Raw genomic sequence first — 24613 nt, forward strand, 5'->3', positions numbered from 1 at the left:
ATGGCGTGGATCTACTGTAGAGCCGAGCCCATGCTCGGCTGCCTTTCGGGAGGGAGCCGAGCACGGGCTCGGCTCTACAGGAACCTCAGCCCCGCCAGCGCATCAGCAGATCGCGCAACGGGGTCAGCGCCGTGGCCATGCCGGCCAGCACGCCGATCGTGTTGGCCAGCGCATCCATCGGGTCAGCAGTGCGGTTGCTGGTCAGCGCACCCTGCGCGAACTCGATGCCGACGCCCATCAGCACCAGCCCCACGCCCACCCACAGCAGCGGGCGCCCCGGCCGGAACAGCTGCACCGCGCTGCCGGCCAGGATGAAGTAGGCGAGGAAGTGCTCGCCCTTGTCGCTGTTTTCCGGCAGCGGGATCGGCGGTGGTGGGATCAGGCAGACCACGATCACCAGCAACACCGCCAATGTCCAAAGCGCGGTCCACAGCCGCTGCCGCCGCAGCGGCTTGATCAGCGGCAACGCATTGCTCACAGGCGCCAGCTCAGGTCGCCCAGTTCGAACGCCGGCTCGAAATCGACACCACGCTGCAGGCCGATGGCCTGGAAGCGCTCGCCCATCTCGGTCGGCAGGGTCAGCTTCTTCACCTGGTCACGCAGCTGGATGCGGCCGACCTCATCCGTACGCTCTTCGGCCAGCAGCAGCACCTGGTCCAGGCCGTTGCCGAGCAGGAAACTGGCCTGGCTGCAGTACCCCGCCAATTCGAAACCACCGTGCATGCCCGCCTCGGCCATCGCGGTGAAATCCACCGACGCGGTGATGTCCTGCAGGCCGGGCCAACGATGCACGTCGTTATGCACGTGGTGGCGGTAGAACGCGCGGACCGTGCCATCGTCGCGGTCGTGCTGGTAGAACTCGCTGCGGCTGTAGCCGTAATCGACAAACAGCATCGCACCACGCTGCAGGCCGCCAGCCACTGCCTGCAGCCAGTACGGCAGCTGCGGCAGCACCTCGGAGCGGTAACCGTCGGCAAAGGGCTTTTCCAGGTAACGCTCGATGTGGCGCACCGCACCGTTGAGCAGGATGTCAGCGGGCTGCGCGCCACGGATGAAGTTGCCTTCGCCATCAAGCTCGACGGTTTCCTCGTAGACCTCGCCGTCCCGGATCAGGAAACGCGGGGTCGGCAGCGCGTCGATCACCTCGTTGGCGAACACCACGCCCTCCCAGTCCTCCTCGAACGGGCGGTCGATCCAGCCCACGCGCGCGGCCAACTCGGCCGGCAGGTTCTGCTGCAGGCGCTGCTGCTGGCGCTCGCGTAGGTCGGCGCTGGGTTCGAGGATGGCGTAGCGCGATGGCAGCGCGTCCAGTTCGGCCAGGCGCAGCAGCACGGCCTCGGCGAAGGCGCCGGTACCGCCGCCCAGTTCCAGCATGCGGGCCTGCGCGCCCAGCTGCGCGAACACCGGCGCCAGCGCATTGGCCACGCTGCCGGCGAACAGGCTGCCGAGCTCGGGTGCGGTGGTGAAGTCGCCGCTGCCACCGAACTTGCTGGCGCCGGCGCTGTAGTAGCCCCAGCCGGGGGTGTACAGGCACAGCTCCATGAAGCGCGAGAACGGCATCGCCCCGCCCTGCGCAAGGATTTCGGCACGCAGGGCGGCCGCCAGCTGGTCGCTGTGGGCCAGGGCATCGGCTTCGGGCAGGGGGAAGGTGGGCTGCATGGCGTCTTCGAATGCGGTGACAATGGTGCACAGGATAGCCGAGCCTTGGAGGACCCTCGATGAGCGATACCCACCCCGTGGTCCTGATCACCGGCAGCGCGCGCCGGATCGGTGCGGCCATCGCCCGCCAGTTCCACGCCTGTGGCTGGTCGGTGGTACTGCATGCCAACACCTCCAGCGCCGAACTGCAGCAGGCCGCGTTCGATTTCGACAATGTGCGGCCGGGCAGCGTGCTTGCGCTGCAGGCCGACCTGCGTGACGCCGACGCCCTGCCCGACCTGGTGGAACAGGCCGTTACCCACTTCGGCCGCCTGGACGCGCTGGTCAACAACGCCTCCAACTTCTATGCCACCCCGCTCGGCCAGGTCACGGCCGAGGCGATGGACGAGCTGTATGCGGTCAATGCGCGCGCGCCACTGCTGCTGTCACAGGCGGCCGCGCCCTACCTGCGCCGCCAGCAGGGCTGCATCGTCAACCTGACCGACCTGCACGGCACCGATCCGATGCGCGACCACATCGCCTACACGATGGCCAAGGCCGCGCTGGAGATGGCCACCCGTTCGTTGGCGCTGGAGCTGGCGCCGAAAGTGCGGGTCAATGCGGTGGCGCCCGGCGCGATCCTGTGGCCCGAACAGGGCAAGGACGATTTCGCCCGCGAGGCGCTGCTGGCGCGCACGCCTTTGGCGCGGATCGGTACGGTCGAGGAGATTGCCGAAGCGGTGTACTGGCTGGTGGCCGAAGCCAGCTTCGTCACCGGCCACACGCTGCGCGTGGATGGCGGGCGCACGGTCAGCTGAGAGGTTGCCGGCCAGCGGCCGGCGCTACCGGTCATGCCGGCCGCTGCCGGCAACCTCCATCAATCCAGGTCAACCACCTCGAACGCCTCGCCAAACTGCGCGTGCGCGCGCCACAGCGTGGCCAGGTCCAGCCCGCTGACCGGATCGATGAAGTCTGGCGCGATGTCGGCCAGCGGCTTCAGCACGAAGGCATGCTTCAGTTCGGGACGGGGAATGCGCAGGTGGCCGGGACCTTCCACCACCAGGTCGCCGTAGAACACCACGTCGATATCCAGGGTGCGGTCGGAGAAGCGCGGCCCGCTGCGGTCGCGGCCGTGCGCGTCTTCCAGCGCATGCAGCCAGTCGTCCAGTTCCTGCAGCGGCAAGTCCGTCTCGATCGCCACCGCGTTGTTGAGGAAGGCCGGGCCGTCGAAGCCGACCGCGGCGGTACGGTAGGCCGGCGAGACCTGCAGCGCGCCGAAGCGCTCGCGCAGGGCCGCCACCGCGGCGTGGAGGTAGCGGCGGGGCTGGACATTGCTGCCCAGGCTCAGGAGCACGGTCGTCATGCGGTTCAGGTGGCAGCGATGGGGGCGTGGACATGCCGTCGTCACGGCGGCCTGCCTACAATCCGGGACGCACATGATAGGGCACCGACATGACCTATTGCGTTGGAATCGAGGTGGACGAGGGCCTGGTCTTCGCTGCCGACACCCGGACCAATGCCTCGCTGGACGATGTACGCGTGCATCGCAAGCTGCACGTGTTCGAATATCCCGGCCAGGCAGCCTACGTGCTGATGGCGGCTGGCAACCTGGCCACCACCCAGTTGCTGGTGTCGCGCCTGGGGCGCGATGCCGACGAACGGCGCTCACCCAACCTGCGCGACATGACTCACCTTTTCGAGGCCGCCGCGTACGTTGGCCAGTTGCTGGTGGACAGCCAGGTGCACAGCAGCCACAGTGAACATGGCCACGATGGGGTCAATACCCAGGCCACGCTGATCTTCGGCGGCCAGATTGCCGGTGAGCGGCCTGGGCTGTACATGATCTACCCGCTCGGCAACGCCATCGCCGCCTCACCGGAGACGCCCTACCTGCAGATCGGTGAATCCAAGTACGGCAAGCCGATCCTCGACCGCATCCTCAGCCCCGCCACGCGCCTGGAGGATGCCGCCCGCACGGCGATCGTCTCGTTGGACTCCACCATCCGTTCCAATCTGTCGGTAGGCCTGCCGATCGACCTGGCGCTGCTGCGCGACGGTGAACTGCGCATCGGCCAGCAACTGCGGCTGGGCGCGGATTCAGCGCTGTACGCCGATATCCACCAGAACTGGTCACGGCGCCTGGAACAGGCGGTGGACGCCCTGCCGCGGTTCCCCTGGGAAACGCTGGACCGGTAGTGCAGGCCGCTGGCCGGCAACCGCAATGATCCCACCGCACGGGGATGCCGGCCAGCGGCCGGCACTACCCTTTGTCAGCCCAGCGCCTCGGCCACTGCGCGGAACACCTGTTGCATCTGCAGCGGCTTGCGCAGTACATGGACGTCCACGCCGGCCGGGAAGGCATCGGCAGGCACCGCCACCGCCGCATCCTCCAGCACCAGCGCCGGGCCGCGATAGCCCAGCGCAGCCATCTCGCCCAGCAGCTGGCTGGCCGGCAGCAGCTTTGAGCCGGCGTCTGCAATCACCAGCGCCGGCATCGCCTCCTGCTGCATCCAGCGCAGCGCCGCCGGGCCATCGGAGGCCAGCTGCAGCTGATACCCCTGGCTGGACAGCGCGTTGCCGAGCAGCGACAGGCGCGTAGCTTCGCCGTCGACCACCAGGATCGACTGGCCACTGCCCAGGGCCACCAGCTGCTCGATCGGCTCGCTGCCGTCGCTGGCTTCGTGCATCGGCAAGCGCAGCTCGAAGCAGGTGCCCTGCCCCGGCTGGCTGCTGACATGGATGCTGCCGCCGGCGCCTTCGACGATGCGCTTGCAGGAAATCAGACCCAGGCCGGTGCCATCGGCCTTGGTGGTGAAGAACGGATTGAACAGGTGCGACAGCGTGTCCGCATCCATGCCGATGCCTTCGTCGGACACGCAGATCTGCATCCAGTCCACGCCATCGCGCTGCCCGGCATGGCTGGCGGTCAGGCTCAGGCGGCCACCGTTGGGCATCGCCTGGATCGCGTTGAGCGCCAGGTTCAGCATTACCTGCTGCAGTTCGGTGTAGTTGGCGTCGACCACCAGGCCTTCGTCCAGCACCTGCAGTTCCAGGCGCACGGCATCGGGCACGTTGCTGCGCAACAGCAGCGCCACCGCGTCGAACAGGCCGTCGATCTCGATGCGCTCGCTCGGCTTGCGCGAACCACGCACGAACGACAGCATCGACTCGGCCATCTCATGGCCGCGGCGGCCACACTCGGCGATGACGTCGGCCAGGTGGTGCAGCTGCGGATCCTCGGTGCGGGCCTTCAGCAGGTCCGGCATGATCAGCAACGGCTGCAGGATGTTGCGCAGGTCGTGGCTGAGCCCGGCGGCAAGCAGGGACAGGCTTTCCAGGCGCTGCGCACGCATCAGTTCGGTTTCCACGCGTGCGCGCTCGACCGCACTGCGTGCATCGCGGATCGCACGCGCGACCGCCGAAGGCAGGCGCGCAGGCTGGTGCTTGATGATGTAGTCGTTGGCGCCCTTCTGCAGCGCCGCTACCGCATTCTCCTCACCCATCGTGCCGGAGACGAAGATGAAGGGCACCTCCGGTGAGGTCTCGCGCACGATACGCAGCGCGTCGTCACCGGAGAACCCCGGCATGCTCAGGTCGGACAGCACGATGTCCGGCTGGAACACAGCCAGTGCCTGGCGCAGTTCCGCCTCGCTCTCCACACGCTCGAAGCGGGCCTCCAGGCCCGCGTCGAGCATCTGTTCGGACATCAGCTCGGCATCTTCCGGTGAGTCTTCCACCAGCAGGATGCGCAGCGCCCCCAGGGCGGGACCGGTCAGGGGCATGGGCTCACTCGAGTTCCGGTGCCTGGTTGATCAATGCCCAGAACTTGCCCAGCGTCTGCACCGCGCCGAAGAACTGGTCCACGTCCACCGGCTTGACCACGTAGGCGTTCACGCCCATGTCCCAGCTGCGGGCCAGGTCACTTTCCTCGCGCGAAGACGACAGGATCACCACCGGCAGGCGCTTGAGTTCTTCGTGCTCGCGGATCTGCCGCAGCACTTCCAGGCCATCCATGCGCGGCATCTTGATGTCCAGCAGCAGCACCGCCGGCAAGCCTTCCTCGCGGTTGGCGAAGGCGCCGCGGCGCAGCAGGTAGTCCATCACTTCCACGCCGTCCTCGACGTGCACGATGGGATTGGCCAGACGCGCTTCTTCCAGGGCGTCGATCGCCATTTCGGCATCCGCCGGGCTGTCTTCGGCGAGAAGAATGGTGCGCAGAGTCGTCATGCAGAGGGACCTTGTTTGTCCGCGTCGGTCGCGGGGGGCAGGTAGAAGTGGAAAGCAGCGCCGACGTCCGGTTCGGCCTCGGCCCAGATACGGCCACCATGGCGGGTCAGCACGCGGCGCACGCTGGCCAGGCCGATGCCGGTCCCCGGGTAGTCACTGGCCTTGTGCAGGCGCTGGAACACACCGAACAGCTTGCCGGCGTAGGCCATGTCAAAGCCTGCACCATTGTCGCTGACCGTGAACTGATGGCCGCCGTCGGGCTGCTGCTGGTAGTCAACGCGGATCTTCGCCGGTTCGCGGTTGCCCGAGTACTTCACTGCGTTGCCGAGCAGGTTGAGCCAGACCTGGCGGATCATGTTTTCGTCGCCCACCACGATCGGCAGCGGCGCGATGCTCCACTCCACCTGGTGCGCATGGCCGCTGTTCTCGGCCTCGGCCTGCAGATTGGAATCGAGCATGGCGCGGGTGTCGGCCACCAGCGACTGCATGTCCACCGCCTGCTGCCGCATCGCCGCACGGCCAAGTCGCGAGTAGACCAGCAGGTCGTCGATCAACGCTGCCATGCGCCGGGCCGAACTGGAAATCACGTCCAGATAGTGGCGGCTCTTGTCATCAGCCTGGTCGCCGAGGTGGCGCGACAGCTTGTCGGAGAATCCTGCCACGTGGCGCAGCGGTGCACGCAGGTCATGCGAGACCGAATAGCTGAAGGCCTCCAGCTCGCGGTTGACCTCGGACACCTGCGCAACCTTGCCTTCCAGCTGGCGGTTCAGCTCTTCGACGCGCAGCTGCACTGCGCGCTGCATGGTGACGTCGCTGATGGTCAGCAGCACCACCTCGTCATCGCTGTCGGGCAGCGGCATGCGCCGCGCGTTGAGCAGCATGTAGCGCACCATGCCGTCGGCGGTGCGCTGCTCGTGCTCGAAGTCCCACAGTTCGCGACCGCGCGACAGTACGTCGGCCAGGCGCTGCCGGACCACCGGGTCCTGCCATGCGTTGTCGCCAACGTTTTCCAGCAGCAGGCCGTCGGCGCGCTCGTCCTGCAGGCCGTACAGCTCAGCGAATGCTGGATTGTGCAGCTGCACGCGCAGGTCGCGGTCGAGCAGCACGATCGGTTCGCGCACGGTCTGCAGCACCGACGCCGCACGTGCAGCCGAGCGCAGCGATTGCCGCTCCGCATGCAGGCGACGGCCGATCTGCCGCTGCAGCAGCCACAGCACCAGGCCGAGCAGCGCCAGCTGGATCACCAGCGAACTCCACGACACCAGTTCGGTCTGCTTGCGCTGGCGTGCCGCCTGCTCGGCGCGCAGCGCCAGCAGCTTCTGCTCGCTGGCCTGCAGTTCTTCCACCAGCCCGCGGATGGGATAGCGCGTACTCAGGTCCTGCACCAGCTCGCGCTGGTCGCTGTTCGGTTCGGACCTGGCCAACTCGCGGGCAAGTGCCATGCGGCCTTCCAGCATCGATTCGATCCGACCGATGCGGATCAGCTGGTCGGGATTGTCGCGGGTCATCCGGCCCAGTTCGGCCAGGCGCCCGGGAATTTCATCGGCCCGGGCCATGCGTTCGCGCAGGCCGGGGGCATCCACGCCCTTGGACAGGGTCAACGCGGCCGATTCGACATCGCGCACATCGGCCTGCAGTTGCTGCAGTGCCACGCCCACGGCCTGGGTGTGGTTGACCCAGGCCATCGCTTGTTCGCTGTCCTGCTGCAGTTTACGCAGGGTCAACCACGGCACCACGATGATCGCGGCGGCGGCCAGCGCCAAGGCCGGCAACCGCCAGCGGTCCCAGATGTCGTCACTGAAAACCAGCGCCATAGTTCCTCGTCAGCTCTGCCGCGACGCGTTGGCCGGGTCGAGCCCGGTTGCGGCGGAACCGGCAATATAGCGCAGGCGGTCACAACTCTGGAATTTCCAGCGCGGTCGGCTGAACGGGTTGGCAATCAGACCTGTAGGGCCAAGCCCATGCTCGGCTGCCTTGGAGTGCCAGCCGAGCATGGCTCGGGTCTACAGGTCAGCGGGCGCCCCACGCGGGGCGCCCAACCGGTTCAGCGCTTGGCGGCAGCGCTGACCTTCAATGCGGCGGCATCGACGCGGGTCACGCCCTTGATGCCCTTGGCGGTGGTGACCGCCTTGTCCTTCTCGGCCTGGGTGGCCACGGTGCCGCTCAGGCTGACCACGCCGTTCACCGTTTCCACCTTGATCTCGGTGCCCGGGACGTTGCTGCTGGTCAGCAGGTCCGCCTTCACCTTGGTGGTGATCCAGCTGTCGGTCACCGGTTCGTTGGAATCATGGCGATCCGCGTGGGTAGCCGGATGTGCGCTGGTGGTCGGCGGGCTCTTCGCGGCCGGGTCCTTGGCGAATGCGGCCGAGGAGGACAGTGCCAGGCCCAGCGTCAGGGCAGAAGCAATCAGCGTGCGAGTGGTATTGCTCATCGTGTCGTTCTCCTTCGGGATGTGCTGCCAGTCTGGACAAGCGCACGTGGAGCAGGCGTGGCGTCGTGGTCATGCCGCCGTGAATCGAAGCGTTTCCAACGGCAACGGTTCAGTTTTGGGCTGTCCGCATCTGTCGTTTACCCTGCCCTTCCCCCCTGCCGGAGCTCTGCCATGCGCCCCGACCTGCACCTGGCCCTGATCGGCTACGGCCTCGCCGGCCGCGTCTTCCATGCCCCTCTGATCCAGCACACGCCCGGCCTTGTCCTGCACAGCATCGTCAGCTCGCAGCGCGACACGTTGCTGCGCACGTTCAGCAACGTACACGTGCGTGCAACGCCACAGGACGTGTTCGACGATCCAGCGGTGGATGCGGTGGTGATCGCCACGCCGAACGAACAGCACGCGCCGCTGGCGATGGCCGCGCTGGCCGCCGGCAAGCACGTGCTGGTCGACAAACCCTTTGCGCTGGATGTGGCCGAAGCGGAAACAGTACTGGCCGCAGCACGCGACGCCGGCCGCATCGCCACCGTGTTCCAGAACCGGCGCTTCGATGCCGACTTCCTCACGCTGCAGGCGCTGCTGTCCGAAGGCACGCTGGGCGAGGTGGCCGAATGCCATGCGCATTTCGACCGCTACCGGCCGCAGGTGCGCGACCGTTGGCGCGAACAGGACGGGCCAGGCAGTGGCCTGTGGTACGACCTCGGCCCGCACCTGCTGGACCAGATGCTGGTGCTGTTCGGCTGGCCCGACGCCATCGATGCGGATCTGGCCGTGCAGCGCCAAGGTGGCGCCGGCATCGACTACTTCCACGCCGTACTGCACTACCCACGGCATCGCGCCATCGTGCATGCCGGTTCGCTGGTGGCTGCCCCTGCCCCGCACTTCAGCGTGCATGGCAGCAAGGCCAGCTGGATCAAGTACGGCCTGGATGTGCAGGAGGCCCAGCTGCGCCGCGGCGTAGCGCCGGGTGCGCCCGGATGGGGCATCGATCCCCGGCATGGCGAACTGGTGCACTGTGATGCAGAAGACAATGTTCTGCGCAGCACCGTCGACAACCTGCCCGGCGACTATCGTCGGTTGTATGCGCAGTTCGCAGCGGCGATGCACGGCGACGGCGAAGCGACGGTCAGCCCGATGCAGGCATTGCAGTTGATGCGGCTGCTGCAGGCCGGCATGGACAGCGCGCGCGAAGGGCGGCGGATCGCGTTGCACTGACCAGTAGATCCACGCCATGCGTGGATGACGTGGCAACGATCGGAGACGGCTTTTGTAGAGTCGAGCCATGCTCGACTGGCTGTATGGGGTCAGAACCCTTTCCTGCGGAAAGGGATCCCACCCTGATCTGCCCGGGGTCGGATCCCTTCGGCAACGCCGAAGGGCTCTGACCCCACCGCAGTGCTTACGACTTCTTGATGGCGTGGCCGCCGAATTCATTGCGCATCGCCGACAGCAGGCGGTCGGTGAACGAATTGGATTCCCGCGAACGCAGGCGTTCCAGCAGCGACAACGTGATCACCGGTGCCGGCACGTCCAGTGCGATGGCTTCGGCCACGGTCCAGCGGCCTTCGCCGGAATCCTCCACGTATGGCGCGATGCCATCCAGCGACGGATTGCGCTTGAGGGCTTCGGCGCTCAGGTCCAGCAGCCACGAGCGCACCACGCTGCCGTGACGCCACACCTCGGCTACCTGGGCCAGGTCCAGCGCCATCTCCTGCTTGCGCTCCATCAGCGCGAAGCCTTCGGCATAGGCCTGCATCATCCCGTACTCGATGCCGTTGTGGACCATCTTGGTGAAATGGCCGGCGCCGGATGGACCAACACGCGCCCAGCCACGATCTTCAGCCGGTGCCAGCGTGCGCAGCAGCGGTGCGATCTGCTCCACCACCGGCGCTTCGCCACCGACCATCAGGCTGTAGCCTTCCTGCAGGCCCCACACGCCGCCGCTGGTGCCACAGTCGACGTAGCCCAGATCGTCCTCCGCCAGCGCCTTGGCGCGACGGATCGAGTCCTGGTAGTTGGAGTTGCCGCCGTCGATGACGATGTCACCCTCGGCCAGGTGCGGGGTCAGCTGTCCCAGCGTCTGGTCGACGGTTTCACCCGCCGGCACCATCAGCCACACCACGCGCGGCACCGGCAGCGCGGCCACGGCGGCGGCCAGCGAATCAACCACCTCCAGGCCGGCCTCTGCAGCACGCTGGCGCGCACTTTCGCCCGGGTCGTAGCCGACCACGCGGTGGCCGCCGCGATGCAGGCGCTGGGCCATGTTGGCGCCCATGCGGCCGAGGCCGATCATTGCAATATCCATTGTTTCACCTTCAGTTGGGGTCTAGGGTCAGGCTGCCTGGCCTGCCGGTAGCCGCGCAGTGGCGCAGCTGCGCCTCGCGCCAACGCCGGTAGAGCGTGGTATGCAGATTGTGCACCGCCAGGTCGATCGAAAACGGCGTTCTCGGGTTGCGATCGAGCAGGCGGACGATGTGGTAGCCGATAGGACGTATACCGCGCGGATGCACGTAGATCACGAACTGCTGGTAGAACGGATCGTCCAGCAGCTGATCCATGCGCACCAGAGCCGCGTGGTAGCGCGGTGCCAGGCGCGCGCGCAGCTGTGGATCGCGCTCGAACAGCAGGCGCTCGAAATAGCGCTGGCCGATGCGCGGGATGTCCTGCGCCAGTTTCCAGAGCTCGGCATTGCGCTGGTCGTACCAGGCCAGGCCAGCGTGCAGTGCCAGCGCCTGCGCAGCGCCCTCGCCCACCTCGACCACCACGAAGTTCTCGGCCTGGTTGCTCAGGTCGTCCAGCGTGCCTTTGTCGTACACATGTTCGATGAAACCGGGCACGCCCACGAACGCCTGCCGCCCCATCGCCGAGGTGCGCACCGCCTTGCCATCGGCGAAGAAGTCGCCCGCATGCGCGCCGAGCAGGATGCTGTCGGTGTCGTGCAGCGCGAGGAAGGTGCCGATCGACAGTTCCTCCGCTGCGAACCCTGTGTCGAACGCAGCATCGCCATACAGCTCGCGCTGGGTGGCCAGCTGTGCGACCTGGCGGCCGACACCGCATTCGGCACGCACGGCACCGCTGTAGAACGCCTCCAGCGCATGGCTGTTGCCCGCGCGGGGCACGAAGCCACGACCGAAACTGCGTGTACGCTGCCAACCCTGTGCCGGTGCGCCCTGCAATCCGAAGCCGATCCATCCCAGCTGCGGGCCGGAGAAGCGGAACGTGGGATTGCCCTGCAATGCCGAAGTCGCGCGCCGCGTGGCCGCCCCCAGCTCAAAGGCATAGGCGCAGACGGTGGCGGGGTCATCCAGCAGCTGCTGCAGAAGTGCGTGCCGAGCAGCAGCGGGCAACGCCGTCGGCCACCGCACCTGCAGGTCGCCGGCCGCTTGTGAATCAGCCAGCGAGGCACGCGTACATACGGGACCACCGCGCACCTGCGGCGCGGTGAGGGACGCTTCTTCGAAGCGCCACCCCAACCGCTGCAGCAGGCCCTGCGTACAGTCCGGGGATGGCGCTGCCACGACCCACGCGGGCGCCAGCAGCAGGGCTGCAATCAGCCACCTGCCGCGCACTCTCAGCCCTGGTCCGTAACCGCCGGTGCGGGTTCCGGCGCCGCGGCCGGCGATGGCGATGGCGTGCCCGCCGCGGCCGGCAGATACTGCTGCAGGCGCTGGAAGAAGCGACGATAGAACTCGGCATCCGTGACCGTGCTGCTGGCCACCTTCACCAGCGAGTCGTCGTTGCTGCCGAACGGCAGCGACACCGAGCCCAGCGCACCCACGCCGACACTGGCCGAGGTCGGGCTCTTCTTCAGCGCGTAGCGGTCCTGCACGGCACTGACGAATACCAGCGTCTGGCTGCCGCGCGGGGCGCACGAGATGCGCAGCACCAGCTGCTCATGGTCATCCTCGCGCGGCTGGAAGTTCTTGCTGCCCTCCACCTGTGCATCATCGGAACGGGCGATGGCATAGCCTTGGCTGAGCAGCGTGCGGCGCGCGGCCTCGCAGGCTTCGCCGGGGCGTCCCTCAACGGTGCGCGAGAAGGTATCGCCGGAATCGAAAGACTCGCGCAGCACGGTGCTGTCGGCGGCGCGGCCACCACAGGCCGAAAGGATCAAGGCGCTGGCGCACGCCACGGCAGCGCTGGAAAGACGGGAGGCCCGCATGGTTACTCCTGCGAGAACGGAAGCACCAAGGGTAGTCCCGCCCCCGTGTGCGGCAGGTCGATATGGCCCCCCACGTTGCTCCCGGTTCATGCACGTAAAAGGGGACGGAGGGGATCAAGTCGTTTGCGGCACTTCACTGGCCCGGGCATGGCCCGGCGCGACCGGGAATGGGCTTCCAAAACAGAAAGGGGCCGGCAATGCCGGCCCCTGCGGATGTCGTGCGCCGCCTCCGGCTCAGTCCGCCCAACGCCCCGCGCCGGTGGACTGCGGCAGCACCTGGGCCGACAGCGGACGGTCATTAGCCAGCAGGTTCACCGCGTCAGCCAGGATCGAGGCCGACTCGCGTAGCAGCGGGTCCGGACGCTTTTCGGCAGCCTTCTCGCGGGCGGCATCCTTGACGATGTCGCGCTCGTTGCCGGTCAGGCCATCATCACTGCTGTCATCGGCCAGCGGGTCCAGGGCCAGGCCCAGCTCCTTGCGCTGCAGCTGGCGTTCCTTGCGCTGGGCGTCCTGGCGCTCGCGTTCGGCGCGACGGGTGGCCTCGTTGAGCGAGATGTACTTCTTCGCCGCCTCGGTCCGGAACTGCTGCACGTCCTCGTTCCACCACTGGAATTCCTTGTCGGTGGCGATTCGCGCGTCGTGGCGGGCCTCCAGCTTCGGCAGCAGCGGCGCGAAGTTGCCGTACTGGGTGTGCGGCACGGCGGCGATGCGGGTCCACGGCAGGGCGTTATCGTAGGTGCTCTCGCCGAACTCGGTGGCATCGACGCTGGCCGGGAAGGCCAGGTCCGGCACCACGCCCTTGTGCTGGGTGCTGCTGCCGCTGATGCGGAAGAACTGGGCGATGGTCAGCTTGACCTGGCCGAAGCGCTGGGTCTCGCCACTCGGCCAGCGGTCGAGGTCGACGATGTTCTGCACGGTGCCCTTGCCGAAGCTGGTTTCACCGATCACCAGGCCACGACCATAATCCTGGATCGCACCAGCGAAGATCTCCGAGGCCGAAGCCGAACCGCGGTTGATCAGCACCGCCAGCGGGCCATCCCACGCCACGCCCTGGTTGCGGTCGCTGTTGACGGTGACGCGGCCACCAGACTCACGCACCTGCACCACCGGGCCCTGCTCGATGAACAGGCCGGTCAGTTCGATGGCTTCATCCAGCGAACCGCCGCCGTTGTTGCGCAGGTCCAGCACCACGCCGTCCAGCTTGTCGTTCTTGAAACCAGCCAGCAGCTTGGCCACGTCGCGGGTGGCCGAGGCATAGTCGGCGGCGTTGCGGCGGCGGCCTTCGAAATCCTGGTAGAAGGTCGGCAGCTTGATCACACCAATCTTCCGTGCCGGCTCGCCGTTGGCGGCCGGAATGGTCATGGTCTCGCCCTTGGCGGCCTGTTCGGCCAGGCGCACCTTCTGCCGGGTCAGCACCAGGGTGTGGTGCTTGCCATCGGCACCTTCGGCAGCCGGAATGAACTCCAGCTTGACCTGGGTGTCCTTGGCGCCGCGGATCTTGGCCACCACATCGTCGATGCGCCAGCCGATCACGTCCTCGACCTGGCCAGACTTGCCCTGGCCAACGCCGACGATGCGGTCACCCGGCTTCAGCGTGCCGTCCACCGCAGCCGGGCCGCCGGCGATGATCTCGCGGATCACCACCACGTCGTCCTGGCGCTGCAGCTGCGCACCGATGCCTTCCAGCGACAGCGACATCGCCTGGTTGAAGTTCTCGGCCGTGCGCGGGGTGAAGTAATCGGTGTGCGGATCAACCGCGCTGGTGTACGAATTCATGAAGAACTGGAAGACGTCTTCGCCCTTCAGCTCGTTGACCGACTTTTCCAGCGTCGCGTAGCGCTTGTCCAGCGTCTTGCGGATATCGTCCGGCTTCTTGCCTGCCAGCTTCAGGCGCAGCCAGTCGTTCTTCACCGACTTGCGCCACAGCTCATCCAGCTCGGCGCTGCTGGCCGCCCACGGCACCTTCTTGCGGTCGTACTCGAAGCGCTCGTCGGTGGTGAAGTCCGGCTCCTGCTTGAGCAGCTTGCGCGCAAAGGCCACACGTTCGCCGACACGCTGCTTGTAGACCGCGAACACCTGGAACGCCGGTTCCAGTTCGCCGCCACGGATGGCCGAGGAGATGTTGGCTTCGAAGGGCGCGAAGCGCGCCACGTCGGCCTGGGTGAAATACTGCTTGGCGCCGTCCAGCGTCTCCAGATAGCGCTTGAACACGTCCTTGGAGGTGGCCTCGTCCAGCGCACGCGGGCGGTAGGCGTAACGACTGTCGGACAACAGGCCATACACCAGCTTGGAGGTGGTCACCTGATCGGCAGTCGCCGCAGCGGGCAATGCAGGCGAGTCGGCCTTGGCCGCCAGCGCCAGCGGCGCGACCAGCGCCAGGGCCATCAGGAATGCGGGGGCTTTGAATTTCATTGACGTGCTCGAAGGCGCCTTGCCAAGGGGGAGACTGCAGGGTGTTCAGACACCCCGACAGTGCCGAAAGTTGCCGGGTTTGTCACCCGGCCGCGCTCGGTGGAAAACCAGCCTAGCGGGGCCGGTGTAGCAAATTGTGAATGCATGTAGAGCCGAGCCCATGCTCGGCTGGCCGGCAGCAAGCAGCCGAGCATGGGCTCGGCTCTACCGCAGGCAGAGGTGTGCGGACCAACGGTCCGCACCCACAGGAGAAGCAGCTCCCACCCACCGGGAGGGTGTCAGGAAACCCCTGCGCCCTTGGCCTGAACGTCGGCGTGGTACGACGAGCGCACCATCGGGCCGGACGCCACGTGGCTGAAGCCCAGCTCGTAACCGTAGTCTTCCAGTGCCTTGTAGTCGTCGGGGGTCCAGTACTTCAGCACCGGGTGATGGTGCGCGGTCGGCTGCAGGTACTGTCCGATGGTGATCATGTCCACATCGTGCGCGCGCAGGTCACGCATCGTGGCCTTGATCTGTTCGAAGTCCTCGCCCAGGCCCAGCATGATGCCGCTCTTGGTTGGCACGTCCGGGTGCTGCGCCTTGAAGTTCTTCAGCAGGTTCAGCGACCACTGGTAGTCCGCACCCGGGCGCACGTTGCGGTACAGGTCCGGCACGGTCTCGATGTTGTGGTTGAACACATCCGGCGGGTTCTGCGCCAGGATCTCCAGCGCACGTTCCATGCGGCCCTTGCCGCGGAAGTCCGGGGTCAGCACTTCGATGCGGGTACCCGGCGACTTTTCGCGGATGGCGGTGATGCAGTCGACGAAGTGCTGGGCACCGCCGTCGCGCAGGTCATCGCGGTCGACGCTGGTCACCACCACGTACTTCAGGCCCATGTCGGCCACGGTCTGGCCGAGGCTGGCCGGTTCGTTGGCATCCGGCGGCTTCGGGCGGCCGTGGGCGACGTCGCAGAACGAGCAGCGCCGGGTGCAGACCTCGCCGAGGATCATGAAGGTGGCGGTGCCGTGGCCGAAGCACTCATGGATGTTCGGGCAGCTGGCTTCCTCGCAGACCGTCACCAGGCGGTTCTCGCGCAGCTTGGCCTTCAGGTTCTGCACGGCATTGCCCGAAGGAATGCGCACGCGGATCCAGGACGGCTTGCGCAGTACCGGCGCATCGGCGAACTGCACCGGCGAACGGTTGATCTTGTCACCGCCCAGCTGCTTGACCCCGGCCTGCAACGGCGCGGTGGACGGAGAATCGCCCTGCACGATCTGCAGGGGAATGGAACGGGCGGTGGTTTCAGTCATGGCAGTTCCGGGGGGCGGTCAGGCGGCCGCAGAAAGATCGGGCAGTTCGGGCGTGTGCTGCAGCAGCAGGCCAAACTGGCGGGCCAGGTGGTCCAGCAGCACTGGCTTGACGGCCTCCATCCCGGAGGGGCCGCCCAAGTCCAGCACCGAGGTCACCTGCAACCCCTGATAGCCACAGGGATTGATGCGGTGGAAGGGTTCCAGGTCCATGGCCACGTTGAAGGCCAGCCCATGGAAGGTGCAGCCGCGGCGCACACGGATGCCGAGTGCGGCAATCTTGGCACCACCGACGTAGACGCCTGGGGCGCCCTCGCGGCGTTCGGCGCCGATGTTCCACTCGGCCAGGGTATCGATGAGCGCCTGCTCGATGCGACACACGTAGTCGCGCACACCGATACCCAGCCGTGGCAGGCGCAGCAACGGATAGATCACGATCTGGCCGGGACCGTGATAGGTCACCTGGCCGCCGCGGTCCACGTGCAGCACGGGGATGTCGCCCGGCGCCAGCACATGCTCGTCCTTGCCGGCCTGGCCCAGGGTGAACACCGGATCGTGCTCGACCACCCACAGCTCGTCGGCATCGGCGTCGCTGCGCTGGTCGGTGAAGCGCTGCATGGCGCGCCACACCGGTTCATAGGGCTGGCGGCCGAGGTCACGGACCAGCGCCGGACGCGGCGCACGGTCCTCCGGGGCGGCTTCGGCCGGGCAGGAGTCGGCTACAGCGTCCACTTCACTTCCGGGTGGTCACGCAGCGCCTGGTGCGCCAGGTCGTACTGTTCGCGGCTCCCGGCCTTGAACACGATGCGGACGGACACGTACTTGCCGTTGGAGGAGTGCTTCCAGCTGATGCGTTCGTTCACCACATCGATGCCGGCGGCCAGCAACAGGCGGGGAAGCTCATGCTCCAGGCCGCGGTTGGCCGGGCCCATGGCGCTGAGCTCGAACTGGCCGGGGAACTGGAAGCCGTGGTCGGGGTTGTCGGACTTGATTTCCATGGCCCCATTATCGGGCCGCAGGGCAACAAACCCAAGAGTATTCATCAACGCCAGGACCGCACCGGCGGTCTGCTGCGTTGCAGGCAGCCCAAGGGACGGGCCTGAGGCCCAACGGCAGCTGACTGCAATCTCCTGACCGTCACCAACGCGAACATCGTACGGGCGGCCCGCGACCGCCTTCACGCCCGGCCTGCGGCGCGTACGCGGGTAACAAATTGTGCCCGCCGGACAATGTTGTTTTCGGAACAGACAAGTGATCCGGACGTGCTCGTTCCGACGCGCGGGCACGAGTACCGTAGCGTTGCAGAAAACGACTGAAAACCGCCCCCTTCCCCATGAGCATTCCATCCATGCGTAGTGTCGCAGCTCTCGGGCTCGCCGGCCTGCTGGCCTCTGCCCTCCCCCTTGCCGCCCAGGCGGCCGAACAATGTGGCCCGGACGCCATGCGCGACCACCCGCCGCAGGTCAATTTCCGCGTCGACAACGACCTGTTCGGCGGCCGCCACCAGGATCAGGGCTATACCAACGGTGCGCTTTTGACCCTGGTTTCCCCCAATCTGGTCGATTACACCGACGACCCCTGCCTGCCGCGCATGGCGCGCTGGGTGAACCGGTACCTGGAAGGGCTGCATCCGGGCAAGTTCGAACAGCAGAACATGATCTTCAGCATCGGCCAGGGGATCTTCACCCCGACCGATTTCACTCGCAGGGACCTGATCGAGGACGACCGCCCTTACGCCGGCGTGCTGATCGCGAACTTCGGTTTCAACGCGCGCAGCGGCGACCGCCTGCAGACCACCCAGCTGACACTGGGCGTGGTCGGTCCGTGGGCACAGGGCAAGCAGGTGCAGAATGCCGTGCACGACGTGCTGGGCGACGAAAAATTCAAGGGTTGGGACAACCAGCTGCACAACGAACCACTGTTCATGCTGACCCATGAGCGCATGCGCCGCTGGCCGGGCGATGCCAGCGTCAATGCCGACGGTTGGGGTTGGGACGCGATCAGCCACTACGGCGGGTCGATCGGCAACCTGGAAACCAAGGCCAATTTCGGCGGTGAAGTGCGCTTTGGCTGGAAGCTGCCAGACGACTTCGGCAGCACGCCGTTGCGCCCGGCCGGTGAGAACACGGCGCCGACCCGCCGCGGCCGCGCCAGTGGGTGGTCCTGGCACCTGTTCGCGACCTCGGACGCTGCCTGGGTGATCCGCGATATCACCCTGGATGGCAACACCTTCCGCAACAGTCACAGCGTGGACAAGCGCCATGTGGTGGCCTACGGCGGGTACGGCGTGGCGGTGATGTACGGCCGCTGGAAGTTCGCTGCCGCGCGCTATCACAGCACGCGCGAATTCAACGGCCAGCGCGAGGCGCCGGTGTTCGGCAGCTTCACCATCAGCCGTGCGCTGTAGGCCCAGCCTCGGTTCCGCCGGGTGTTGCCCGGCGGACACCTCGCGTGCCTACCAGCTGAAACCCGCGCCGGCAGAAACGCTCTGGTCACTACCACTGAAGGCGCCACCCAAGGACACCGAGACGTTCTTCTTCTCGCCCAGTATCCGCTGGTAACCCACGGCCAACGCCGAACGCCCGTTCTGCGAACCGACACCCGCACCCACGCGGTTGTCGCCGCTCAAACCGGCGGTGTTGATTGCCATGCCCGCATAGGCCGCGCTGATCGCCCCCATGCGGTCAAGCCGCGTGTCCATCGCGTTGAAGCGGCCATCGGTGTACTCACGCTCGGCCTTGAAACGATCATCCATCTGCTGCACGTTCACCGCATCGGTCGGGCGTACGCCGGCCGCGACATTGCTGACGACGCGCTCATTGCCTTGGGAGCCCACCGAGAACTCACTGTCGCGGTCAGCCGTAGATCCGGCACCGACAGCAACCGAATTGTTGCCCGTCGCACTGGCGCCTTCGCCCATGGCCACCGAGCCCGTACCCGAGGCCACACTACCCTCGCCCACGGCCACTGCGCCCACGCCGGACGCCGCGCTTCCATTGCCAAGGCCGATCGCGCCCTTGCCGGAAGCATCGCTCCCTTCGCCAATGGCCACCGATCCCTCACCGGTACCGGGGGAGACACCCGGATTGCCCGTGCCGGGATTTCCGGTCCCCGGGCCACCAATGGAACCATCCTCGATCCCACGCTCGATCGAACCCAGCCGGTCGTCCATCTGTCGCCATTGGGCTTCCCAGTTGGCATTCATCTGCCACAGCTGGCTGCCATTGACGGCTTCCATGCTGAACTGGCCAATCTGGCCGGCGGCGACCTTGTCCAGCACCGTGCCACCCGTTCCGCCGAGCGAGGCCCGGGACAGACTTGCATCGTCGTAAGTGAGCACGCTCAGCGTCTCACCACTGACGGGATCAATCGCGCCAGCCGCCCGCAGCTGCGCGATGGTCACCACGTCATCTTCGTTGACGCCGTTGGCCACGCCGCTCAGGCGCCGGTAGCCATCCCCGCCTGCGAAATCCACCACAGTACCGCCCTTGCCGGCAGCCACGCTCACCACGCCCGTACCGGAATCATGGGTGACGATGCCGGAGGAGCCGTCAGCAAGGCCCGCGACGTCATCACTCAGCGTCTTCAGCGAGCCTTCTGCGCCGGACATGCGCGTCTGCAATCCGCCAACGTCGCTCTCCAGCGAACCCACCTGGGCACCCAGCTTCGAGGCATCGTCCTTGATCGTGTCGATGTCACTCTCCACCCGCCCAACGCGCTCATTGGTCGAGAACAGCTGCGCACCGGTGATGGCATCGGCACTGCCTGCAGCGATCACACCGTCAGCCATGTTGGTGATGCGGCGGTTGTCAACGCCATTGCCCACCGATACCGTGTTGGCCGCATTGGTGGTCGCCCCGGCTCCCAAGGCGACGCTGTTACTGTGGCTGGCGGTCGCATCGTAGCCCACCGCTACGCCACCTTCGGCCGAAACAGTACTGGCATTGCCCAGGGCTACTGCCTTCATCTTGGTGGTTGGGGCCCCGAGCACGCTCGCGCCCCCGCCCATAGCCAGCGATCCTCCACCCACGACCTGCGCACCGGGTCCGATCGCAATCGAGTAGTCCGGCGAATCAGTGCCCGGCGAAAGTAAGCTGTCCGTCCTTGCTGAATTGCCGATGGCAATGTCGCGCGCGCCCCCCGCTACGGCGTCATCGCCCAGTTCAACCTTGGTGGCAAGCACACTCGACCACGTCACCCCCTGGTCACTGGTGCAGCGCTCTCGCTCCGCATCGGTTGCTTCATTGGCGCAGTCCCCCCTGTCCGCTGCTGCAGCCAGAGCTGCTGGCAGCATCAAGGCACCTGCCAACGCCAATGCCAGCGGGGTGCGGCGCGCAGTGCAACGCGTCTTTGGAGAAATCACGGATATCAGCGTGCGAATGGTCATTGGCATGTACTCCTGTGGAATGGGACGGAAAGCCGCAGTGCCCGGCAGTCCTGTTGCGTACATGCTCGACCTGACACGCCGGCAAACCCATCGGACGTGTACCAATTCCACGCGCCGGACCCGGCCCGACAGCGTCGATACAGGCAAAGAAAAAGGCCGGCATTCGCCGGCCTTTTCGTTCACCACGCCGGGGCGTGGATCATTCCGATTCCCACCACATCCAGAAGCTGTCCCACAGGCGCTTGAAGAAGCCGGCCTGCTCAACGGCGGCCACGGCCACCAGCGGCGCTTCGGCGACGACCTTGCCATCCAGGGTGACCTTCACGGTGCCGATCTTCTGGCCGGCGGTGAACGGTGCTTCCAGGGTCTTGGGCACATCGATGCTCGGCTTCAGGTCGTTGTAGCGGCCGCGCGGCACGCTCACCAGCATCGGCTGGGCCACCCCCAGCTGCACCTTGTCGGTGGTGCCCTTCCAGACCTTGTGCTCGGCCACGGCCTTGCCCGGTTCATACAGACGGTGGGTCTCGAAGAAGCGGAAGCCCCAGTTCAGCAGCGCCAGGCTGTCATCGGCACGCTGCTTTTCCGACTCCCCCCCCAATACCACGGCGATCAGGCGCTGGTCGCCACGCTGCGCCGAACTCATCAGGCAGTACCCGGCTTCGGAGGTGTGGCCGGTCTTGATGCCGTCCACGCTGCCGTCGCGCCACAACAGCAGGTTGCGGTTCGGTTGCTTGATGTTGCCGACCTGGAATTCCTTGATCTTGTTGTACGCGTAGGTTTCCGGGTAATCACGCACCATCGCGCGGCCCAGCAGCGCCAGGTCGTAGGCGGTGCTGTGGTGGCCTTCGGCGGTCAGGCCGTGGGCGTTGACGAAGTGGGAGTTCTTCATGCCGATCTTGGCGGCGTAGCTGTTCATCAGCGACGCAAAGGCTTCTTCGCTGCCGGCCACGTGCTCGGCCAGGGCGATCGCGGCGTCATTGCCGGACTGGATCGCCATGCCCTTTTCCATGTCTTCCAGGCGTGCGGTCTGGTTGACCGGGAAGCCGCTGTAGCTGCCGTCGGTACCCGCGCCGCCTTCGCGCCAGGCGCGTTCGCTCATCATCACCTGGTCATCCGCACGGACCTTGCCGTTCTTGACCTCGGCGGCGATCACGTAGGACGTCATCACCTTGGTGATGCTGGCCGGGGCCAGCTGCTCGTGGATGTTCTCGCCGGCCAGCACCTGGCCGGTGGCGTAGTCCATCAGCACCCAGGCCTTGGATACGCTCGGCACCGGCGCCGGCGGGGTGGCAACGGTGACCGGGGCGGCAGCGGCGGCGGGCGCCGGCGTGGCCGGGGTCGGCAGCGGGGTCTGGGCGGAAGCCAGGCCCACCACCAGGGTGGCGGCCAGGGCGGTGGCGGCGGAACGGAAATTCATTGGACAGCAGGCTCCAGGGGACGGCCAGGAATGGAGGGTGGAACGTAGTGGCCATTGTAAGGCCGGGGCAGCATGGGCCGGCAGCACCGGCCCGGGTGGGTCAATCCTTGACGATCTGCGGCGAACCCAGGCCCAGACCGGCAATGCGGCCGACAAGTTCCGCGGCACTGGCATGGTCGCTGGCGGGAACGCGCAGGCGGAACAGGGTGCGGCCACCGGCGGCGATGTCGCTGATGGTCGCGCCGACGATGCCGGCGGCGTTGAGCTGGCCCATTGCGCGGTTGGCATTGTCGCGGCTGGAGAAGCTGGCGACCTGCACCATCACCGCGCCCACTACCTGCTGCGACAGGCTGGGGGCGGTCGGTGTGGCCGGCGTTGTACGCGCCGGCGCCGGCGTGACCGCGCGCGGCGCGGCGCTGGCGACGGCAACCGGTGCCACAGGGGCGCTGCGCGCCGGCGGTGCGCTCGGCGGCAGGCTGCTGACCGCCACGTCCGGCACGGCGCTGGCCACGCCCTGGATGGTGGCCGGCTGGCCACGCGCAGGCATGGCGTCGGCCGGCAGGCGCTTGACCAGGCGATCAATGTCGCTGTCGGCGGTGGCACGCGCAGCCGTTACCGGGCGCGTACTGGCCGCCGCGACAGCCGTTTCGGCGGCACGGCGCTCGCGGCGCGACGGCTTTTGGGCCAGCAGGTTGCTCTCGCCCGGTTGCAGCGCACGCACTTCCACGTTGCCGGTACCGCGCTGGGTGATGCCCAGCCGCACCGCGGCGGCATAACTGAGGTCGACCACGCGGCCATCATGGAACGGGCCACGGTCGTTGACGCGCACGATCACCGACTCGCCGTTGTCCAGGTTGGTGACGCGGGCGAAGCTGGGCAGCGGCAGCGTCTTGTGCGCGGCGGTGAACTGGTACATGTCGTAGACCTCGCGGTTGGAGGTCAGGCGGCCGTGGAACTTGGCGCCGTAGTACGAGGCCGTACCGCGCTCGACATAGTTGCGGGTGTCGTCGAGCACCTTGTACGACTTGCCCAGCACCACGTACGGCGACTTGTTGCCGATGGCCGAACGCTCTTCGGCGGTCACTTCCGGCTCGGGAATGCAGGCGACGTTGGGAATGTAGTCCGGGGTGCTGTCACGCACGCCTGGCTTGTACAGCCCCCCGGCGGTGTAGTTGCCGCGCGTGTTCGGGTCTTCCTTGGCCGCAGCATAGGGCGAGCCCTCCGGGCAATGCGCCGGGCGCGAGCCGCGACCCTGCACCACCGTGCCGCTGGGCTTGCCACCGTGGCCGGTCGTGGCCGGCTTCTTCGGCGCACTGCTGCAGGCAGCCAGCGCGAGGACGATCAAGCTCGGGACCAGCCATCTGATGTTCATGCCGGGGGCAGCTCCTGTCCGGCGATGGCCTGCGACAACTGGAACACGGCCATCGCGTACATCTTCGAGAGGTTGTAGCGGGTGATCGCGTAGTAATTCTGGAAGCCCAGCCAGTACTGCTTGCCGGTGCTGCCCTCAAGCGTGATCGGCGTTGCGGTGGCGCCCGGCTGCACCGCAGCGCTGGGCTGGTAGCCGCGCTGCGCCAGGTCGGCCAGCGACCAGGTCGGCATCCATTCGGTCGGGTTGAACTCCTCGCGACCCGGCGCCAGCGTGGCCGGTACGGCCACCTGGCCACCACGGACCCAGCCGCCCTTCTTCACGAAATAATTGGCGATGGACGAGAACACATCGTCGTAGCTGGTGAACAGGTCGCGACGGCCATCGCCATTACCGTCCACGGCGTAATCGAGATAGCTGGACGGCATGAACTGGCCCATGCCCATCGCACCGGCATAGCTGCCCTTGAGCGTGGTGATGTCCAGCTTTTCCTCACGGCCCAGCTCGAACAGCTTGGCCAGCTCATCGCGGAAGAACAGCTCGCGGCGCACTTCGCGTTCCAGCTTGGCCGGGTCGCCACTGCGCGGGTAGTAGAACGCCAGCGTGTACAGCGCATCGAGCACGCGGTGATTGCCGGCATTTTTCCCGTAACTGGTCTCCACGCCGATGATCGCCACGATCACTTCGGCCGGCACGCCGGTGCGCTGCTGCACGCGATCCAGTTCGGCACGATGCTGGGCCAGGAACGCGCGGCCGCCATCAATGCGTGCCTTGCTGATGAACATCGGCCGGTATTCGTTCCACGGTTTGACCCGTTCGGCCGGGCGCGACATGGCGGCGATGATCGGCTGGCGCACCTGCGCCTGATCGAGCACGCTGCTGATCTGCTCCGGCTTCAGCCCATAGCGCTTGGCCGTATCGGCAACAAAGCGGGCCCGTGCGACCTCGAACGGCACCGGAGTGAGATCGACCGGCGGCGCTGTAGCAGCGGCCGCTTCGGGAGCGGCTTCGGCCGGGCCGTGGGCCTTGGTGGCGGGCTGGCGCGGCGTACTGCTGGCCTGGGGCGAAGACGGTGGGGACTTCGGCTGGGTCGCGCAGGCGACCAGGCCGAGGGTGAGCATGCAGGCCAGAGTGCGTCGAATCATCGTCGCAGGTTAGCAGGTCATGGATGAATTAAAACCCCTAACACCATGAATCACAACGATTTGCCCGCGTTCAGCGGGAAATGTGAAGACGTCGTGATCAAGCTTCCCCATTCAGATAGAGGTGGCCGGTTGCGTCCCC

The 24613-nt window shown here is 66.9% G+C and carries 22 protein-coding genes; 4 read left to right on the forward strand and 18 right to left on the reverse strand.

Annotated elements, in window-relative coordinates; genetic code table 11:
• Positions 1-85: 85 nt before the first annotated feature.
• Together ACEPA4_RS17040 and ACEPA4_RS17045 are read right to left on the reverse strand one after the other, a co-directional pair.
• A complete protein-coding gene (locus tag ACEPA4_RS17040; RefSeq protein WP_065178046.1) occupies positions 86-478 on the reverse strand; it encodes a hypothetical protein in 393 nt (130 codons plus the stop codon).
• Positions 475-1659: a class I SAM-dependent methyltransferase gene (locus ACEPA4_RS17045; RefSeq protein ID WP_065178045.1), complete on the reverse strand. Its 1185-nt coding sequence runs from the start codon at positions 1657-1659 to the stop codon at positions 475-477. The genes ACEPA4_RS17040 and ACEPA4_RS17045 overlap by 4 nt, the downstream gene beginning before the upstream one ends.
• Before the next feature lie 59 nt (positions 1660-1718).
• On the opposite strand from ACEPA4_RS17045, the gene ACEPA4_RS17050 reads away from it, so the two are divergent.
• A complete protein-coding gene (locus ACEPA4_RS17050; RefSeq protein ID WP_005419347.1) occupies positions 1719-2456 on the forward strand; it encodes a pteridine reductase in 738 nt (245 codons plus the stop codon).
• A gap of 59 nt (positions 2457-2515) precedes the next feature.
• On the opposite strand, the gene folK is transcribed toward ACEPA4_RS17050, so the two are convergent.
• Entirely contained in the window at positions 2516-3001 is a 486-nt protein-coding gene (gene folK, locus ACEPA4_RS17055; RefSeq protein WP_053498221.1) for a 2-amino-4-hydroxy-6-hydroxymethyldihydropteridine diphosphokinase, read from the reverse strand.
• Positions 3002-3090: 89 nt separating this feature from the next.
• On the opposite strand from folK, the gene ACEPA4_RS17060 reads away from it, so the two are divergent.
• Complete coding sequence (locus tag ACEPA4_RS17060; RefSeq protein WP_065178043.1) at positions 3091-3834, forward strand: 20S proteasome subunit A/B; 744 nt, start codon at positions 3091-3093, stop codon at positions 3832-3834.
• A gap of 74 nt (positions 3835-3908) precedes the next feature.
• Here ACEPA4_RS17060 and ACEPA4_RS17065 read toward each other — a convergent pair whose 3' ends face one another.
• From ACEPA4_RS17065 to ACEPA4_RS17080, 4 genes are all read right to left on the reverse strand, one after another.
• A complete protein-coding gene (locus tag ACEPA4_RS17065) occupies positions 3909-5420 on the reverse strand; it encodes a hybrid sensor histidine kinase/response regulator (protein WP_005419354.1) in 1512 nt (503 codons plus the stop codon).
• A 4-nt stretch (positions 5421-5424) separates the two neighbouring features.
• Positions 5425-5865, reverse strand: coding sequence for a response regulator (locus tag ACEPA4_RS17070; RefSeq protein ID WP_005411057.1), 441 nt, complete (start codon positions 5863-5865; stop codon positions 5425-5427).
• A complete protein-coding gene (locus tag ACEPA4_RS17075; protein WP_005419357.1) occupies positions 5862-7679 on the reverse strand; it encodes an ATP-binding protein in 1818 nt (605 codons plus the stop codon). Before ACEPA4_RS17075 ends, ACEPA4_RS17070 begins: the two co-directional genes overlap by 4 nt.
• Before the next feature lie 230 nt (positions 7680-7909).
• Positions 7910-8296 (reverse strand): BON domain-containing protein, encoded by a 387-nt coding sequence (locus tag ACEPA4_RS17080; RefSeq protein ID WP_053498227.1) that lies wholly within the window; start codon positions 8294-8296, stop codon positions 7910-7912.
• Positions 8297-8467: 171 nt separating this feature from the next.
• Here ACEPA4_RS17080 and ACEPA4_RS17085 point away from each other — a divergent pair, with 171 nt between their 5' ends.
• A complete protein-coding gene (locus tag ACEPA4_RS17085) occupies positions 8468-9511 on the forward strand; it encodes an oxidoreductase (protein ID WP_065196480.1) in 1044 nt (347 codons plus the stop codon).
• 184 nt (positions 9512-9695) lie between these two features.
• Here the strand turns inward: ACEPA4_RS17085 and gnd are convergent, their stop codons facing one another.
• The 7 genes from gnd to ACEPA4_RS17120 all read right to left on the reverse strand — a co-directional run bounded on the left by gnd (position 9696) and on the right by ACEPA4_RS17120 (position 17154).
• Positions 9696-10601: a phosphogluconate dehydrogenase (NAD(+)-dependent, decarboxylating) gene (gnd, locus tag ACEPA4_RS17090; protein WP_164230296.1), complete on the reverse strand. Its 906-nt coding sequence runs from the start codon at positions 10599-10601 to the stop codon at positions 9696-9698.
• Between the two features lie 10 nt (positions 10602-10611).
• On the reverse strand, positions 10612-11850 hold the full coding sequence (locus ACEPA4_RS17095; RefSeq protein ID WP_134955848.1) for a hypothetical protein: 1239 nt from the start codon (positions 11848-11850) through the stop codon (positions 10612-10614).
• A gap of 17 nt (positions 11851-11867) precedes the next feature.
• Positions 11868-12458 carry a DUF2242 domain-containing protein gene (locus tag ACEPA4_RS17100; RefSeq protein ID WP_164230294.1) on the reverse strand — a complete coding sequence of 197 codons (591 nt, stop codon included), beginning with the start codon at positions 12456-12458 and terminating at the stop codon, positions 11868-11870.
• 234 nt (positions 12459-12692) lie between these two features.
• Positions 12693-14870 (reverse strand): carboxy terminal-processing peptidase, encoded by a 2178-nt coding sequence (locus ACEPA4_RS17105; protein ID WP_005419368.1) that lies wholly within the window; start codon positions 14868-14870, stop codon positions 12693-12695.
• Between the two features lie 278 nt (positions 14871-15148).
• Entirely contained in the window at positions 15149-16159 is a 1011-nt protein-coding gene (gene lipA / locus ACEPA4_RS17110; RefSeq protein ID WP_005419370.1) for a lipoyl synthase, read from the reverse strand.
• An 18-nt stretch (positions 16160-16177) separates the two neighbouring features.
• Positions 16178-16888, reverse strand: a complete 711-nt coding sequence (gene lipB / locus ACEPA4_RS17115; protein WP_065186232.1) for a lipoyl(octanoyl) transferase LipB — start codon at positions 16886-16888, stop codon at positions 16178-16180.
• Complete coding sequence (locus ACEPA4_RS17120; protein WP_065196483.1) at positions 16876-17154, reverse strand: YbeD family protein; 279 nt, start codon at positions 17152-17154, stop codon at positions 16876-16878. Before ACEPA4_RS17120 ends, lipB begins: the two co-directional genes overlap by 13 nt.
• A gap of 350 nt (positions 17155-17504) precedes the next feature.
• Between ACEPA4_RS17120 and ACEPA4_RS17125 the strand changes: the two genes are divergently transcribed.
• Positions 17505-18563: a lipid A deacylase LpxR family protein gene (locus ACEPA4_RS17125; protein WP_262089872.1), complete on the forward strand. Its 1059-nt coding sequence runs from the start codon at positions 17505-17507 to the stop codon at positions 18561-18563.
• A 48-nt stretch (positions 18564-18611) separates the two neighbouring features.
• Here the strand turns inward: ACEPA4_RS17125 and ACEPA4_RS17130 are convergent, their stop codons facing one another.
• The 4 genes from ACEPA4_RS17130 to mltB form a co-directional block, all read right to left on the reverse strand.
• Positions 18612-20729 carry a YadA-like family protein gene (locus ACEPA4_RS17130; protein ID WP_196769392.1) on the reverse strand — a complete coding sequence of 706 codons (2118 nt, stop codon included), beginning with the start codon at positions 20727-20729 and terminating at the stop codon, positions 18612-18614.
• A 13-nt stretch (positions 20730-20742) separates the two neighbouring features.
• Positions 20743-21960, reverse strand: a complete 1218-nt coding sequence (locus tag ACEPA4_RS17135) for a D-alanyl-D-alanine carboxypeptidase family protein (protein WP_065186230.1) — start codon at positions 21958-21960, stop codon at positions 20743-20745.
• A 100-nt stretch (positions 21961-22060) separates the two neighbouring features.
• Positions 22061-23332, reverse strand: coding sequence for a septal ring lytic transglycosylase RlpA family protein (locus ACEPA4_RS17140; protein WP_065186229.1), 1272 nt, complete (start codon positions 23330-23332; stop codon positions 22061-22063).
• Positions 23329-24474, reverse strand: a complete 1146-nt coding sequence (gene mltB / locus ACEPA4_RS17145) for a lytic murein transglycosylase B (RefSeq protein ID WP_005419390.1) — start codon at positions 24472-24474, stop codon at positions 23329-23331. Before mltB ends, ACEPA4_RS17140 begins: the two co-directional genes overlap by 4 nt.
• Positions 24475-24613: the final 139 nt, after the last annotated feature.

The organism is Stenotrophomonas sp. P2112, from assembly GCF_041897515.1.
Lineage (GTDB): Bacteria > Pseudomonadota > Gammaproteobacteria > Xanthomonadales > Xanthomonadaceae > Stenotrophomonas > Stenotrophomonas sepilia.